This is a genomic window from Accumulibacter sp. (assembly GCF_036625275.1).
In the GTDB taxonomy this organism is placed as follows: domain Bacteria; phylum Pseudomonadota; class Gammaproteobacteria; order Burkholderiales; family Rhodocyclaceae; genus Accumulibacter.
On record NZ_JAZKUD010000008.1, the window covers coordinates 61,800 to 77,280 of the forward strand.

The 15,481-nt window shown below is 58.8% G+C and carries 16 protein-coding genes and 1 pseudogene; 9 read left to right on the top strand and 8 right to left on the bottom strand.

The genetic code is table 11. The features are described from left to right. Window positions 1-128: 128 nt before the first annotated feature. The 4 genes from V5B39_RS05780 to V5B39_RS05795 form a co-directional block, all read right to left on the bottom strand. Window positions 129-1,754 (bottom strand): DUF4331 domain-containing protein, encoded by a 1,626-nt coding sequence (locus V5B39_RS05780; protein ID WP_332341969.1) that lies wholly within the window; start codon window positions 1,752-1,754, stop codon window positions 129-131. Window positions 1,755-1,756: 2 nt separating this feature from the next. After that, window positions 1,757-2,524, bottom strand: coding sequence for an NF038129 family PEP-CTERM protein (locus V5B39_RS05785; protein WP_332341970.1), 768 nt, complete (start codon window positions 2,522-2,524; stop codon window positions 1,757-1,759). Window positions 2,525-2,883: 359 nt separating this feature from the next. Continuing rightward, window positions 2,884-4,086 (bottom strand): patatin-like phospholipase family protein, encoded by a 1,203-nt coding sequence (locus V5B39_RS05790; RefSeq protein WP_332341971.1) that lies wholly within the window; start codon window positions 4,084-4,086, stop codon window positions 2,884-2,886. Between the two features lie 426 nt (window positions 4,087-4,512). Then, window positions 4,513-5,460 (bottom strand): integron integrase, encoded by a 948-nt coding sequence (locus tag V5B39_RS05795; RefSeq protein ID WP_332342000.1) that lies wholly within the window; start codon window positions 5,458-5,460, stop codon window positions 4,513-4,515. Between the two features lie 462 nt (window positions 5,461-5,922). On the opposite strand from V5B39_RS05795, the gene V5B39_RS05800 reads away from it, so the two are divergent. The 9 genes and pseudogenes from V5B39_RS05800 to V5B39_RS05840 all read left to right on the top strand — a co-directional run bounded on the left by V5B39_RS05800 (window position 5,923) and on the right by V5B39_RS05840 (window position 11,078). Next, entirely contained in the window at window positions 5,923-6,903 is a 981-nt protein-coding gene (locus V5B39_RS05800) for a DUF3644 domain-containing protein (protein ID WP_332341972.1), read from the top strand. 329 nt (window positions 6,904-7,232) lie between these two features. Next, complete coding sequence (locus tag V5B39_RS05805; RefSeq protein WP_332341973.1) at window positions 7,233-7,766, top strand: hypothetical protein; 534 nt, start codon at window positions 7,233-7,235, stop codon at window positions 7,764-7,766. Then, complete coding sequence (locus V5B39_RS05810; RefSeq protein ID WP_332341974.1) at window positions 7,750-8,679, top strand: DNA-methyltransferase; 930 nt, start codon at window positions 7,750-7,752, stop codon at window positions 8,677-8,679. The genes V5B39_RS05805 and V5B39_RS05810 overlap by 17 nt, the downstream gene beginning before the upstream one ends. 98 nt (window positions 8,680-8,777) lie before the next feature. Next, entirely contained in the window at window positions 8,778-9,260 is a 483-nt protein-coding gene (locus tag V5B39_RS05815; protein ID WP_332341975.1) for a type II toxin-antitoxin system VapC family toxin, read from the top strand. Beyond that, window positions 9,253-9,459 carry a hypothetical protein gene (locus V5B39_RS05820; protein WP_332341976.1) on the top strand — a complete coding sequence of 69 codons (207 nt, stop codon included), beginning with the start codon at window positions 9,253-9,255 and terminating at the stop codon, window positions 9,457-9,459. The genes V5B39_RS05815 and V5B39_RS05820 overlap by 8 nt, the downstream gene beginning before the upstream one ends. An 18-nt stretch (window positions 9,460-9,477) precedes the next feature. After that, window positions 9,478-9,930 (top strand): NADAR family protein, encoded by a 453-nt coding sequence (locus V5B39_RS05825; RefSeq protein ID WP_332341977.1) that lies wholly within the window; start codon window positions 9,478-9,480, stop codon window positions 9,928-9,930. Window positions 9,931-10,024: 94 nt separating this feature from the next. After that, on the top strand, window positions 10,025-10,231 hold the full coding sequence (locus tag V5B39_RS05830) for a type II toxin-antitoxin system HicB family antitoxin (protein WP_332341978.1): 207 nt from the start codon (window positions 10,025-10,027) through the stop codon (window positions 10,229-10,231). Then, window positions 10,224-10,441: pseudogene (locus V5B39_RS05835) on the top strand (type II toxin-antitoxin system HicA family toxin). Before V5B39_RS05830 ends, V5B39_RS05835 begins: the two are co-directional and overlap by 8 nt. 208 nt (window positions 10,442-10,649) lie before the next feature. Continuing rightward, window positions 10,650-11,078 carry a hypothetical protein gene (locus V5B39_RS05840; protein ID WP_332341979.1) on the top strand — a complete coding sequence of 143 codons (429 nt, stop codon included), beginning with the start codon at window positions 10,650-10,652 and terminating at the stop codon, window positions 11,076-11,078. A gap of 27 nt (window positions 11,079-11,105) precedes the next feature. On the opposite strand, the gene V5B39_RS05845 is transcribed toward V5B39_RS05840, so the two are convergent. The 4 genes from V5B39_RS05845 to V5B39_RS05860 form a co-directional block, all read right to left on the bottom strand. Beyond that, window positions 11,106-11,405 carry a transposase gene (locus V5B39_RS05845; RefSeq protein WP_332341980.1) on the bottom strand — a complete coding sequence of 100 codons (300 nt, stop codon included), beginning with the start codon at window positions 11,403-11,405 and terminating at the stop codon, window positions 11,106-11,108. After that, a complete protein-coding gene (locus V5B39_RS22140; RefSeq protein ID WP_434735656.1) occupies window positions 11,305-11,589 on the bottom strand; it encodes a transposase in 285 nt (94 codons plus the stop codon). Before V5B39_RS22140 ends, V5B39_RS05845 begins: the two co-directional genes overlap by 101 nt. A 434-nt stretch (window positions 11,590-12,023) precedes the next feature. After that, on the bottom strand, window positions 12,024-14,129 hold the full coding sequence (locus V5B39_RS05855) for a 3-hydroxyacyl-CoA dehydrogenase NAD-binding domain-containing protein (protein ID WP_332341982.1): 2,106 nt from the start codon (window positions 14,127-14,129) through the stop codon (window positions 12,024-12,026). 147 nt (window positions 14,130-14,276) lie between these two features. Beyond that, window positions 14,277-15,473, bottom strand: coding sequence for an acetyl-CoA C-acyltransferase (locus tag V5B39_RS05860; protein WP_332341983.1), 1,197 nt, complete (start codon window positions 15,471-15,473; stop codon window positions 14,277-14,279). Window positions 15,474-15,481 lie beyond the last annotated feature (8 nt).

Genomic DNA, 15,481 nt, shown 5'->3' on the forward strand with positions numbered 1-15,481 from the left:
TCAAACGGTCATGACTTTTCCAGGCACCCCCCGATCATGAAAGTCATGACCGTTTCCCTCTCCCCCAACCCCTCCCCCGCGAGGGGGGAGGGGAGGTTCGTGAGTCGCGTACGCGACTTTCACAGTAATCAGTCGGTCGGGCAGAGCATCGGCAGGAACGGCGGCGGCGTCGAGACGCAGCCGGAGGTGCCGGGGTTCTGGTGCCGACTGTTGCGGCCACTATTGGCGAAAGCCACGTAGGGGAAGGTCTCCTGGTAGGCGACATCGTTGCCGTTGACGCCATCGCCGATGCGGTTGTTGGGGAAGACGTTGAATGCCGGGTTGAGCACCCCGGCCACCACACGCGCTGCGATGTCGGTGGCGTCGTCCGAGAGTCGGCGGCCGTTGGGAAAGCCGCCGAAATCGCCGTCCAGGACACCGAGACGCTTGCGGATGGCCTTGGCCGTTGCCGGAATGCCGGTGTTGAGCCGCAGCAGGTCGGCGACGGGTCCGGCCTGTGCGGCCGTGCAGCCGGGGCAGATCGGTGCGCCATAGGTCACCAGCGGCAGCAGGTCGAGGCGCGGCGGGGTCGGAATGGCCACTGCGCCGCCGTAGGCCGCGTTGAGCACGCGGGCAAGCAGCGGGTCGAGCAGGTAGCCTGCAAACTGGCTGTCGTTCTTGGGCTCGGACATGCTGAACTTGTCCTTGTCGCCGGTGCCGATCAGGAGTTCGTTGATCAGCGGATTCCCCATGCGCTGGATCTGAACGAAATTGCTCGACAGCGAAGGCTTGCCGCCGGCAGTCGTCGGCTGCGCCTTGATGCGCGGCCGCGAGGTGGTGCCGTAGGTGCCGATCACCGCTTTGGCGTCCGTTGCCGGATGGACCTGGCCGTCACTGGTGAGCAGCGTGGTCGGCAGTTCGACGACGATGCTGTTGACGTTGTAGCCGGCGACTGCATCGGGGGCAAAGTTGACATCGTCGGCCGCATCCTGGTCGTTGCTCAACACCGCCGGAATCCCTGTGGCAAAAGCGCCGGCGCGAAAGTTGAGGGTATCGAAAGCGGCGCCGAGGTCGATGTAGAAGGGGTCGTCGACGGTACCGGCAAAGACCCGGATGCCGCCGCCGAGATCGTAAATGCCCTGTGCGGCAAGGCTCGGATAATCGGGCATGGTGCGCGGTCCGACGTTGGCGGGAACGGCGTAGAGCTTTCGATTGCCACTGCTGAAAACGGTTTGCCAGACGCTACCGACCTTTTTCTGGATGGTCACGGTATAGGTCTGACGCAGGCTCAGGCCGGCCGATCCCGGTCCGTCGAGGGCGGTAATCGCGGGCGGCACGATCGGCGTGCCGGGCGGAACCGGCGCCGGTGAATTGGCCGGGGCCGAAACGCCGCCACCGGCACCGACGAAACTGGTGAACACGCCGGGTGCGCGGATTTCGCTCTGGAAGCGGAAAACGATCTTGACGTCTTCATCGCCATCGAAATTGTTATCGACCTTCATCTCGTATACGACCTCGGGATCGAAGGGGTGGTAGTTCGGTCCATTGGCCGGTTCCAGCAACGGGTCGGTGTTGAGAATCATGGTCACCTTGTTGGGATTGTCGTAGCTGACGAAGGCGTACCAATCGGTGATGTCCGCCTTATGGTCCAGTGCGGTCAACGGCGCCTCGCGGTGGCTGGCGGCAAACACCCCCGAGACCGGCAGGGCAAGGCACGCGGCTGCACACAGCAGGGTCAGCAGGGAACGGCGGTTTGAGGTGGCAGAGGTCTTCATGTTCATTCTCCCGGAGGGGTGTGCGTCGAGGTCGAGAGGCGGGCTTGCGCGGCAGCCTCGGTACGATGGGATACGCAGGAATGGCGGCGGCGGATGCGTTGTCCGCCGATCAGCGCCAGCCCAAGCGAGAACAGCGCGCCCGCGCCGGGTTCGGGAACGGCGATCGGGAGCGCCGGGCTGGACACGGTCGCGAACCGGACTTGCGCGCCTGGGGCGTGATCGACGATCAGCAGCGCGTCCTGGACGGGTACCGGGTCGCCTGAAAAGTCGAGATTGGTATCGAGCAGTGTCAGATTGCTCCCCGCGTCGAGCAACAGCAGCGACAGGCGATCAGGCGCGCCGTTGCCCGAGAAGCGGGTGGTGAAGCTCAGGTCGAAGGAAACCGTCGTCCCCAGGGTGAGGTCCTGCAGAAACTGGCCGAGGCCGAGCGCATCGGAGATCGTGAAGGGTGGGCCACCGGTGCACCCGACGCTGCAATCGGTTCCGCCGAGCGTCCCGTCGGTGACGATTGAACTGATGGTGACGGTGTTGTTGCCGAGGTCGCCATCGCCATCGAGCAGCGCGAAATCCAGGCGCGCAGAGGTGCCGCCAAGCAATGTGGTATCCAGATTGACCAGCACGGCATGCGCGTTGTGGTGGATGCCACCGAGAATGAAAGCACTGGCCAGCGCTGCCAGAGTGGCCGCGAAGCGGGTGCGTGGTCGACGCTTTACCACCGCCTGGCGTTCGCCGGCGGCAGTCCGACTGTGATTCGGGTTGGGATGAATCATGGCTTGAACCTCCTGACTGGATCTAGGGAACCCGGATGAACCGATCAGGCCTTGCTCCGACCCTACGATCGATGGCCTGCTTCGTCCTCCGTCATCTGGCCTGACCTGATAGCGAGCGTCTACGACGCGGCAACCCCCCAGGTACTACCCGATACGCAGGAAACCCGGCAGCGGATGCATGCCAGGCTAACGGTCATGACTTTTTCAGGCACCCCCGATCATGGAAGTCATGACCGTTCCCCTCTCCCTCAACCCCTCTCCCGCGAGGGGAGAGGGGAGATTCGTGAGTCGCTGACGCGACTTGCACATTAAAATCGGGGGCGATCGCGGTGAGCAGCGGCGGCCGCGCTGCTGGCTGCTCAGGGGCCGGTGATCAGTTCGATCAGTTCGGCGGCGCGGGTCGTGGCATCGCTCTTGCCCAGCGCCATCAGCGACTGCACGAAGCCCTGCTCGAACAGCAAATAACTCGCCAGGGCGCCGCCGCCGCCCCTGAGCATTCCGAGGGCGCCGAGGGCATCACGGATCGTCGTCGGCAGTTCATCCGTGTATTGCAGCGCCAGCGCGTCGAGCGACTGCGTCGGCGCCATCGCCAGCACTTCGATGGCCTTGTAGCGCATCGCCGAAACCGCCTCGTGAGGCAGTTCGTTGATCGTTCTGGCCACCCGTCGGGTCTGCTCGACGTCGGCCTGCAGCGTATCGTGAAAGACGCTGGCCATCACATGCCCGGCCATGCTGCCCAGGCTCGGGCCGCGTCCAGGCGTTCCCGGCGCAGTCGTCAGCCATGGGCGTTCAGGCTGCCCGACGCCGATCACCAGAATCTTCTGTGCACCGAGGTGCATCGCCGGCGACAGCGGCGTGATCTGCCGCATCGAGCCATCGCCAAAGTATTCTTCCTGACCCTCGACCGTCAATGCCGTGGCCGGAAAGATGAACGGAATCGCGCTCGAGGCCATCAGGTGCGCGATCGTCAAGAGCTGGAATTCGGAGCGGCGGCCGGGACTGGTCCACGGCTGAAACGTCTCGCGGCTGGCCGTCTGACAGAAGGTCCAGTGGACCCCGCTGGTATAGCTCGACCCGGTCACCGCCAGGGCATCGATGGTTTTTGATCGCAGGGCGCTTTCGATGTTGCCGAGCGGGATGCCCTGCCGCAGCATTTCCGCCAGTGGCGTGTTGTCCAGCAGCGCCCCCTTGGCCTGGACGTGCTGTGACAATCTCAGGGCCAGAGCAACACGGCTGAAGCGCAGCCAGCGCGAGGTGTTCAGGCGGTAGACGTCGGTCGACCGCAGCCGACCCCAGAACATCGCCAGTTCTTCGAAGGCCTGCAAGCCTTGGCGCGCGCGCGCGGCCAGAAAAGCGGCATTGATCGCACCGGCCGAGGTGCCGACCAGAATCTGGAATGGAAACGACCGTACGCTACCGGCATGCGACTGCAGCCTGTCCGCCAATGCGCGCAGGACGCCGACCTGATAGGCCGTACGCGCGCCACCGCCCATCAGCACCAGGGCCAAGGGCGGCCGTTCGTGTTGACGCATGCCGGCATGGATGATGGTCGCAAGGCTCATGGTTGTGCTCCGCAAGGGATCGGTGATCCGGGGGTGCGATTGAAAGTGTTGGTCGAGGTCTCTTGTTCAATGGAGATGCGTTGACATCGGTACTCACCCCTCCCCCCTCGCGGGGGAGGGGTTGGGGGAGAGGGGGCATCGTTGCACACGAATTCGTCGAATCCTTGCGACAGCACATCGCCAAAGCCGTCAGTCTGCTCTGCTGACATCTGCGAGGGCATGGACGCCCCCTCTCCCCCAACCCCTTCCACGGCCCGCGCTGCATCGCGGGCTGGCTGCGGCGGCGCGGAGCAGTGCTCCGCGAAACCCCGCCTTCGCCCCCTCGCGGGGGGAGGGAAGCCATCGGCACCTCCCAACACTTTCATTCACACCCGTGATCCGGGAAGATCCTGAATGTCGATGTCCAGGCCAGGAACCCCTTCAGGACTACCCAAGCGCGTCGAGCGGGCTGCGAACGCCTCGCCCACCCCGCTTGAGCACATGCGTGTAGATCATCGTCGTCGCGACATCCGCATGGCCCAGCAGTTCCTGTACCGTGCGAATATCGTATCCACTTTCCAGCAGGTGCGTGGCAAAGGAATGGCGAAGCGTGTGCGGAGTCGCCGGCTTGGCGATCCCCGCTGCCGTCACCGCCTTCTTCATCGCCCGCTGCAGCAGCTTCTCGTCGAGATGATGCCGCCGCTCCACGCCGCTACGCGGATCGACCGAGTAACTGCCCGAGGCAAAAACATATTGCCACCCCCAGCTCGTATTCGCGCTCGTATTCGCCGAGGGGTCCTTGCGCTCCAGTGCATCCGGCAAATAAACGGCCGCTTTGCCCATCCGCAGATCGTCGTCGAAGACTTGCCTTCGCCGCCGCAGGTGAGCCCGCAGATCCGCCACTAACGAATCCGGCAGCATCGTGACACGATCTTTTGCCCCCTTGCCCTCACGAATCAGAATCTCGCCCTGCTCGAAATCCAGGTCCTTCACGCGCAGGCGAATCACTTCCATCAGGCGCATCCCTGTGCCGTAAAGCAGGCGGGCGAGCAAGCCATGAACCCCGTCCATCCGCTCCAGCACACGCTGCACCTCGAGACGTGTCAGCACCACCGGCAAGCGCTGCGATGGCCTGGCCCGCACCACGTCATCGAGCCACGGCAGCTCGACGCCCAATACCCTGCGGTAAAGAAACAACAGCGCCGACAGCGCCTGGTTTTGCGTTGCCGATGCCACCTGCCCGTCGACGGCAAGATGGGTCAGGAACGCCTCCACCTCGGTCGCACCCATCTCACGGGGATGGCGCTTGTGAAAGAGAATGAATCTCTTGACCCAGTGGATATATTGTGCTTCAGTGCGTATGCTGTAATGGCGCAAGCGGATCTGATCACGCACCTGGTCGAGAAGCTCGGGTTGGGAGGGGGAGTTTCCGGTTTCGGCAGGCGTATTCTCCGAACCGGAAGGGGTGTCTACCGGCGGTCCTGGGGTGTTTTCCGAAGGGTTTTCTGGTGTATTCACGGGCAGAAATTCGTTATGAATCTGTGCGTTGTTCTCACGAACCCGTAGTATACGCCTCAATGTGTTCCGGTATACACCTTGATGAGTCTGGAACTACCCCCTGGGAACCATCGCGAAAAAGTAGATTGCACCGGCGTTGGTGCATAATTCGCCATAAAAAATTAACATAAAAACAGCATGTTAGAAAAGGCAACTTTCGGAAAATATGCCAAAAACGTCAAATTTTGTCATAAATTGACGTCTGCATCGATTTAAGCTATTGATTTTTAAAGAGAGTATTTATGCACCAACGCCGATTGCACCGGAATCGGTGTTCACTATACGTTAGGAACACGATGAATGCCTCTTAGCACAGATCTCGCCGCCAAATCGATACAAGCGGCCGTTGCCGCAATCGAAATCTATAACAAGCCGAACTTTTCATACAGAGAAGAGGCGTTTGCATTGCTAATGGCAAACGCATGGGAACTTCTACTGAAGGCAAAGTGGGTGTTCGACAGAGGTGAAGCAATTGAAACCTTATATGAGTTAACTGATGATGGCAACGGAAATAAATCCCCGAAGACGAATCGCAGCGGAAATCCCCTGTCGCATGGAGCAAATTATCTGGTTGCGAAGCTATTAGAAGATAAAACATCTGGCCTTGAGAGGGCGTGTCACGACAACTTCTTTGCACTTGTAGAGATTCGAGACAATGCCGCTCACTTCATAAATAAAGATCTTTACATTGGCCGAAGAGTGCTAGAAATCGGGACTGCCTCGCTCCGAAACTATCTGTACTTGGCAACTGAATGGTTTCAGCTAGACTTGTCTGAGTACAATTTCTTTCTAATGCCTATTTCTTTCTATCACGGTTTCGAAGCCGCCGAGCCTGCATCACGAGCGCACTATCCTGAACAGCTACAGCGGCTGCTCTGTTACTTCGACTCCCTTGAGGAACAATCGGTCGAAGCTGAAGCGAAGCAGCACGTCGCACTTCGCCTCGAAACGAAACTAGTTCGCGGCAAGGATGCATGCTCGGTGCCTTTCCGCTGGACAGACGACCCAACTGCGCCAGCAATCACCGTTCGCGAGGAGGACGTGCTAAAGAACTATCCGATGACGTATCGCAATCTCGCGGATGTCATGAGGCGACGCTACATGGACTTTCTAGAAAACAAGACTTTTCACAAGCTGCGAAAAGCGTTGGAAAAAGAAAGCAAATACGCCATCGTTCGACTTCTGCACCCGAACAATCCAAATAGTTCAAAGCAGCGGTTCTATAATGCCAATATTCTTCAAGAATTCGATAAGCACTATTCGCGGCGAACAAAGTCCTAACCCTGCGCTCAAGCAGACCGCCGAAAAGCGGCGTTTCGCGTTAGCAAAGCTTAGGGTCAAGAGCAAAGCTTAGCAAAGCTTAGGGTCAAGTCTTGTTAGCAAAGCTTAGGGTCAAGTCTTGCAATCAAGCAAAGCTTAGGGTCAAGTCTCAAAGCTTAGGGTCACCCCAAAGCTTAGGGTCAAGTCTTGCAATCATGCATCATCCATGCCCAACCCTGCGCTCTAGGCGACTGGCCGCATAAAGCCGCGGCCGTCGCCTGAGCTTTCACGTTGGGCCGCTAACTTTGCCCGTAGTGTTCTAACCCTGACCTCACCAAAAGAATGCTCATATGCCTCATGCTTTAGAAATTAAATACGGTCTTACCGCCCAAGAGTTGCTTGACGCAATTGATAGGAGGTTTCGTCTAAAAGTCGCCTTGGAAGGCTCGGTCGCCGAGGTTCATTTTGAGCGAAAGCTTCGTATAGCGAGTAGAGAGGGTTGGTTGACCAGTTATGAAGGTCATGATGTTGATGGAATGCATGACTTTACTGTTGTAACTGTTTCAGGTGTAACAATAAGGGTCGAAGTAAAAACTATCCGTAACGGCGCAAAGCCGCAAGTTGAGTTGCAAAAAACACGCGCAGCAAAGGGCGACCCAAGTAGCCGCTACTACGAACGAGATCATTTTGATGTGGCTGCGGTTTGTGTGGGCAGATTCACGGGAGACTGGAGTCAGTTTCGGTATGTTCTAGTGCGGGAACTGCCGTCTCACCGAAGTCATCCAAACAAACTTCAAGTCATGCACCTCATTCCAGATGGTGAGGACACACAACCTCGCTGGTTCTCTCGATTTCAGGATCTTATCGATGCATTTACCGCCTGACCCAGTTTACAAAACAGAACTAGGGGCACTCTATTGTTCTGACAGTTTGGAGTTCATGAGGAATTTGCCAAGCGACTCTGTCAATTTGGTTGTCACAAGCCCCCCCTATGCGCTGCACTTCAAAAAGGAATATGGAAATGCAAATCAAGCAGACTACACCGCTTGGCTTATTCCGTTCGCGAATGAAATTAAGCGCATCATCAAGCCATCAGGTTCATTCGTTCTAAATCTTGGCGGTGCGTGGCAACCAGGAGCGCCTGTGCGAAGCTTGTATCACTACAGAACTTTACTCGCTTTGGTTGACGATGTTGGGTTTCAACTGGCACAAGAGTTCTTCTGGTATAACCCTGCAAAAATGCCAGCCCCCGCAGAATGGGTGAATGTAAGAAGAATCAGAGTAAAGGATAGCGTCGAGTATATTTTCTGGCTTGTCAAAGACCCAATGGCCAATGCCGACAACAGAAAAGTACTACAACCTTACAGTGAAGACATGAAGCGCCTTATTAAGCGAGGCGTCAAACAGACGGTTCGCCCTAGTGGTCATATAATAAACGATTCTTTCGCCAGTGATCAAGGTGGGTCAATCCCGCCAAATATTATTCAGTGCGGCAACAATGAATCGAACAGCGCATATATTAAAACCAGTAAGCTATTAGGCAACAAGGTACATCCTGCTCGTTTTCCTGCTGAATTGCCCCGGTTCTTTATTGAGTTTCTTACAAAACCTGGCAATCTTGTGCTCGATCCTTTCGCTGGTAGTAATACAACAGGATTTGTTGCGGAAGAATTAAATCGTAGATGGATCGGATTGGAGATAAGAAGCGATTATGCCGAGGAAAGCAGGCTGCGTTTTGAATTGCCAGAAACAGAAGCAGCCGCAACAACTCCGAGTCAGTCATGTTTGGCTCTGTAAATTTAGCAACATTTTCATTTAGCCCAACAAGACGCTCAACTTGAAAATCAAGAAAATCAAGGGACAGACCACGGTTTATCTGAACCAAGACGGAAATCATGAAGCGAAAAGTCTACATTGAAACCTCTGTCATCAGCTATCTGACGGCACGCCCCAGCAAGACTATTATTGGTGCCGCCCATCAGCAAATCACTCTGGCTTGGTGGGAGCTACGCTCGGACTATGAACTTCTTGTTTCTCAGTTAGTCTGGCAAGAGTGCGCCGCTGGCGATCCTGTGGCTGCACAGAAAAGGCTTGCGGCACTTGATGGGATATCCGTACTCGCGGTAACGCAAGACATGATTCGTTTGGCCAAATCGCTTATTGAACAAGCCATCATTCCCTCCAAGGCGATTGAGGATGCGCTTCATATTGCGGTTTCGACACTGCATCACGTTGATTTTCTACTGACCTGGAATTGCCGTCACATTGCCAATCCAGTGATTCAGGAAAAGATCGCCGTTTATCTTGAGACAAGCGGATTGTTCCTCCCGATCATATGTACTCCCGAGGAGCTTCTTGGAGGAAATAACGATGACTGATGAAATCATGAAGGAAGTTCATGCGATCAAGGACGCGATTGGCGTCAAGTATGGCAACAATCTGGATGCACTGTTCAAGGAGATACAGCTTGCCGAAGCCAGACTCAAGGCGGCTGGCTTCCAGGTTTTGGCTCCCCCGGACAATCCAGCAAATTTGCCTAACACTGCATTGCAACGGACTCGCTTCGCTCGCCGCTGAATTTGGACGTTGGGCATCATGAACGCCGCCGCGCCTGACGAGCCGATTTACTTCTACTCGAAGACGATGCCCTTCTGGGGTTTGTCGAACTTCTCTCCTCTCGAAATTGAAGTCGAAGGTGAGTTCTGGCCGACGGTTGAACACTTTTTCCAAGCGCAGAAGTTCAACGATCGTGAAGTTCGCGAACGCATTCGCCGTGCCCCAACACCCAAAGAAGCTAGAGCGCCTGGCCAGTCTCGTTCTTTTGCCATCCGTTCAGATTGGGACACTGTCCGTGAAGACGTCATGCTCAAAGCTCTTCGACTCAAGTTTCTGGTCCCGAAGGCGCGGGACATGTTGTTTTCAACAGGCACAAGAACGCTTATCGAAAGCTCTCCCTTCGACTACTTCTGGGCGTGCGGTCAGGATGGAACGGGGCAAAATCGCCTAGGGCAATTGCTAATGCCTGTTCGCAAGGAGTTGGCCGCATGATGCCCAACCCTGCGGTCACCCGGACCTTGAACGTTGGGCACCACCAATCGGCGGAATGAGCGACAATTGAGCTTCCCAGCTTGGAGAAACGACAATGGAACTGACAGCCGTACTGACCCCTGCCGAAGAAGGTGGCTACGTCGCAATGAATCCCGAAACCGGAACGACCACGCAAGGTGAGACGGTCGAAGAAGCGATCGCTAACCTTCAGGAAGCCACAGCGCTCTATTTGTCCGAGTTCCCCATTCCTGTGCCGGGCCATCCGCTGGTAACGACATTCAGCGTTCCCGCGCATGCCTAAACTGCCACATGTTTCGGGGGCGGCTGTCGTACAGGCTTTGCAGCGTCTCGGCTTCGAGAAGCTCCGGCACAGTCCGGGAGCCACGTAATCATGCGCCGTGGGTCCAAAGGCTGTGTCGTACCCATGCACAGCGAGGTCAAGACCGGGACGCTGGCAGGTGTTCTACGTCAGGCCGACGTAACGCCCGAGAAATTCATCTCGGTTCTTTAACCGTGGTGCCCAACCCCTCCGTCAACCGAACCGCCTGCAAGCTGCGCTTGCAGGTTCGCTCCGGCCTTCGGCCTCGGCCGGCCGGTTACGTCGAACGTTAGCATGTAAAAATCCTATGGTCATAGAACCTCAATCTGCACAGACGTTCATTAACGGCTATTCAAGACTTCTGACCGAAATACATCGGTTGTCGAATGGAAAGGCCGGTTTGGAACTGTTGAATATGTTGGCCGCTGGGCGCGACGTGGCCATTACGTCGCCTTCAATCGTTGGGTCCGCCATTGCGGAACTTGAAAAGAAGGGAAATCCCGTACCACCAGAAGTGGTTGGCGCGATCAAATCCCTTCAGTTAAAACGATGGATATACCTTCGCGACACAACCGCCTACTCTGTCTTTCTGGACCCTTCTGGCAATGATGCCTACGCGGTACTTGGCCTGACAGACAGGCTTCGAGACATTCTCGGAGGTTCCGGTGTCTCTTTTCGAACTGGAGTTGTTGAGTTCTGTGGTCGTTTTGTGTGTGATGGCATCGTCTCAAATCCTGTCTGGCTTGGCTCGAACTACCGCAAGGAGTTCGCAGCTCGTCTGTCTGCGCTCAAGAAAGAGGGGAGGTTCCATGTTTCACCCGCACGCTAACGCATAAGGTTAGGTTCTGTTGACCCATCACCGCAGCCAGATGAGAGCGGAGACGAAGCGCAGCCTGCCCATGTAGTTGCGGGAGGTTTTTTCATCGCGTGAGAAAATCCTCCGGTAATGTTGGATTGGGTTGAAGAAGCACTCGATCAGGTGGCGCTCCCTGGAAACGAACCCATCGACCTCGCGGGGTTTGGTACAGTGGCTGCGGGATGGGATGACCGCGTCCCTATCGCGCGCCTCGATGGCCCGGACGAAGGCGTCGCTGTCGTAGCCCTTGTCGGCGATGAGCGCCTGAGCCCCCCTTAGGCAGCGCTTCCCCAACGCCATGGCGGCACCCGCGGGAGAAGCACTTGAAAACCGGGTTCCACTGGCCAGGGGCGGCAGGCAGCAAGCGCCAGGGCGCCCCCGACCGCAGCACCCACAAGACCGCTACCAGGAAGGCCCGGCAGGCGGGTTCCGAGGCCATGCGGACAGGCCTGTGGGCCACCAGTATCGGGTAGATCGCCCCCATTCTTCGTCGCTGATTTCGAGCCGGTTCGCCATCGCCAAAAGGCTCCAACCCTCGCAGTAGACGGGGCTTGTGTCAACAGAACCTAGTCAGGCGGGTGTGAATGAAAGTGTTGGGAGGTACCGATGGCTCCCCTCCCCCCTCGCGGGGGGCGAAGGCGGGGTTTCGCGGAGCACTGCTCCGCGCCGCCGCAGCCGGCCCGCGATGCAGCGCGGGCCGTGGAAGGGGTTGGGGGAGAGGGGCGTCCATGCCCTCGCAGATGTCAGCAGAGCAGACTGACGGCTTTGGCGATGTGCTGTCGCAAGGATTCGACGAATTCGTGTGCAACGATGGCCCCCTCTCCCCCAACCCCTCCCCCGCGAGGGGGGAGGGGTGATTACCGATGTCAACGCATCTCCATTGAACAAGAGACCTCGACCAACACTTTCAATCGCACCCTAGTCAGGCTGCAGCCTCCGGGGATAGAAGGTCCGACCGTTCGCCACCAGTTCCCGGAGCAGCGGCGCCGGTGTCCAGAAGTCCGGACCGAAACGCTCGCAGTAGTCTTCGATGCTGGCCAGCACCCGCGCCAGTCCCCATTGATCAGCGAAGAAAAGAGGACCGCCGCGCCATGACGGGAATCCGTAACCGTTGAGCCAGACCATGTCGACATCGATGGGACGCGCGGCGACGCCCTCGGCCAGGATCTTTGCGCCTTCGTTGATCATCGAGAAGAGACAGCGTTCAACGATCTCCTGATCGTCGATCGTTCGACGCTCGATTCCCCTCGCCCGCGAATGCTCGACGATCAGTTCCTCGATCGCCGGGTCCGGCAGGGGCGTTCGGTTCCCGGATTCGTAGCGGTACCACCCGGCAGCGGTTTTTTGCCCCAATCGTCCAAGCTGACAGACCTGATCGAGAAGATCGCAGTCGCGCACGCCCGGCTTGCGAAGATGTGCCCTGGCCTTGCGGTTGCGCCAGCCGATATCGAGGCCGGCAAGATCGCCGACCGCAAAAGGCCCCATCGGGAATCCGAAATCGACCAGCGCCGCGTCCACCTGCTGCGGTAGCGCTCCTTCTTCCAGCAGGAACCAGGCTTCGCGTGTTCTTTGCGCAAGCATGCGGTTGCCAACGAAACCATCGCACCCGCCGACGAGAACGGCGATCTTGCCGAGTTTCTTGCCAAGTTGCATGACTGTCGCCAGGACATCGGGGGCAGTCCTGTCTGTACGCACGTTCTCCAGCAGGCGCATGACGTTGGCCGGACTGAAGAAGTGCATTCCCACCACATCCTGCGGTCGCCGCGTGAATTCGGCAATCTGTGCGACATCGAGATAGGAGGTATTGGTGGCGAGGATGGCGCCCGGCCTGGCAATCGCATCGAGTTGTTCGAACACCTGACGTTTGACGTCCAGATCTTCGAAAACGGCTTCGACGACCAGGTCGACCTCGGCAAGCGCCTGCCAGTCCAGCGTCGGCCGGATGCACTCCAGCCGGCGCTGCATATCCTGCGGCGACAGCGTGCCGCGCGACACGCTGGCCTGATAGTTTTTCCTGATCGTCGCCATCCCTCTTTCCAGCGCCAGCGCTTCGACTTCCTTGAGCAGGACGCTGAAACCGGCATTGGCGAAACACATGGCAATTCCACTACCCATCGTGCCGGCGCCAAGCACGGCGACCTGGACGATTTCGCGCGCCCGTACATCGGCGGCCAGCCCCGGAACCCTGGCCACCTCGCGCTCGCCGAGGAAGGCGTTGCGCAGTGCGGCCGCCTGCGCCGAGGCCCGACGTTCGAGAAACCACTCGCGTTCGCGCCGCAACCCCTCATCGAAAGACAGACTGGCCGCTGCGGCGACCGCTTCAATCGCCGTCAAGGGTGCTTGCAGGTGTCGCTGCTTCTCGCTTGCCTGCCGTCGCGCTTCCTGAAAAATCTCCGGTGCCACCGGCGCCACCGGCAAGGTGCCCGTACGCCGCAGGATGGTACCCGGTGTGGCCAGCCGGCGTGCGGCGGCAATCGCCGCGGCTTCCAGATCGCCCTGGGCAATTTCGTCGATGGCGCCGATTTCCAGCGCACGTTCGGCAGCGATGATTGCGCCACTGCTGATCATCTGCAAGGCGGTCGGTACGCCCACCAGGCGCGGCAATCGCTGCGTACCACCCGCGCCGGGGATGACCCCCAGCCTGACTTCCGGCAGGCCCACCCTGGCCGTCGCCGTGGCAATCCGGTAATGGCTGGCCAGGGCAATCTCGAAGCCGCCACCCAGCGCCGTCCCGTGCATCGCCACGACCACCGGCTTGAGGGCGTTCTCGATCGCCTGCGTCACCGCCGGCAAATGCGGCTCCTGCGGCGGACGGTCAAACTCGCTGACGTCGGCGCCAGCGATGAACGTTCGTCCGGCGCAAAGAATGATCGTCGCACGCACTTCCGTGTCCGTTTCCGCCTGTCGGATCGCGTTCAGCAAACCGGCACGTACTTCCCGGGCCAATGCGTTTACCGGCGGATTATCCACAGTGACCAAAGCGATTTCGCCATCGCGACGATAGCTGACAAGAACTGACGACATGCTGGGAACTCCGATGGGGCGCCCTGGCCCTCTTCAAGACAAGAAAAACGCCGACCCGGCCGATCGATGACCGGTCTATACGCAACAAAGGCTCCGGGGGACCGCTGAACGGCCCCCCGGAGCATCAGACCTTGGCCGGGGTACGACTCAAAGCGCTTCGAAAATGCCGGCTGCGCCCATGCCGTGCCCGATGCACATGCTCACCATGCCGTACTTCATCTTCTCGCGACGCAGACCATGCAGCAGCGTGGCCACCTTGATGGCGCCGGTCGCTCCCAGAGGGTGACCGAGAGCGATCGCTCCACCCAGCGGATTGACGCGCGCCGGATCGAGCTCGCAGGTCCGCATGACCGCCAGTGCCTGAGCGGCGAAGGCTTCGTTCAACTCGATCCACTCCAGGTCGGATTTCTGCAAACCGGCCTTCCTGAGCGCGTCGGGAATCGCTTCGATGGGACCGATGCCCATGACCTCGGGCGGCACACCGCGAACCGAATAACTGACGAATCTGCCCAGCGGCTGCAGGTCGAACTGCTTCAGGATCTTCTCCGAAACCAGCAGCACTGCCCCCGCACCGTCCGACATCTGCGAACTGTTGCCGGCCGTCACCGAACCCCTGGCAGCGAATACCGGCTTCATCTGCGCCAGTTTTTCCGGCGTCGCGTCAGCTCGCGGCCCTTCGTCGTCGACCACCACCCGCTCGACGAGCCTGACCTCGCCGGTGGCGGGGTCGGGTACGCGGGTCCTGACGGTAAACGGAGCCGTTTCGGCCTTGAACTTGCCTTCGCGTATCGCGGCAATCGCCTTCTGATTCGATCCGGCCGCGAAGGCATCCTGGTCTTCGCGTGCAACCTGCCAGCGCTCGGCCACTTTTTCGGCCGTGATGCCCATCCCGAAAGCGACACCGAGATTGTCGTTACCTTCAAAAATACTGGGGTTGATGACCACCTTGTTGCCCAGCATGGTGACCATGCTCATCGTTTCGGTACCGCAACCGATCATTACATCGGCATCACCGAGGCGAATCCGGTCGGCCGCCATGGCGACCGCTTGCAGCCCCGACGAGCAGAAGCGGTTCACCTGCACGCCCGGAACGCTGTGCGGCAAACCAGCCACCATCGCCGCCATGCGCGCGACGTTCAGGCCCTGCTCGGCCTCGGGCAAGGCGCAACCGGCGACGATGTCGTCGATCAGCGCCGGGTCGAGCGCCGGCGCTTGACCAAGGACCGTCCTGATCGCGTGTACCAGCATGTCATCCGGGCGGGTGGTCTTGTAGTAACCGTTGCGCTTGCCGATCGGCAGGCGCGCTGCAGCGACAATGTAGGCGTCTTGAATTGGCTTGTTCATCTCAAACT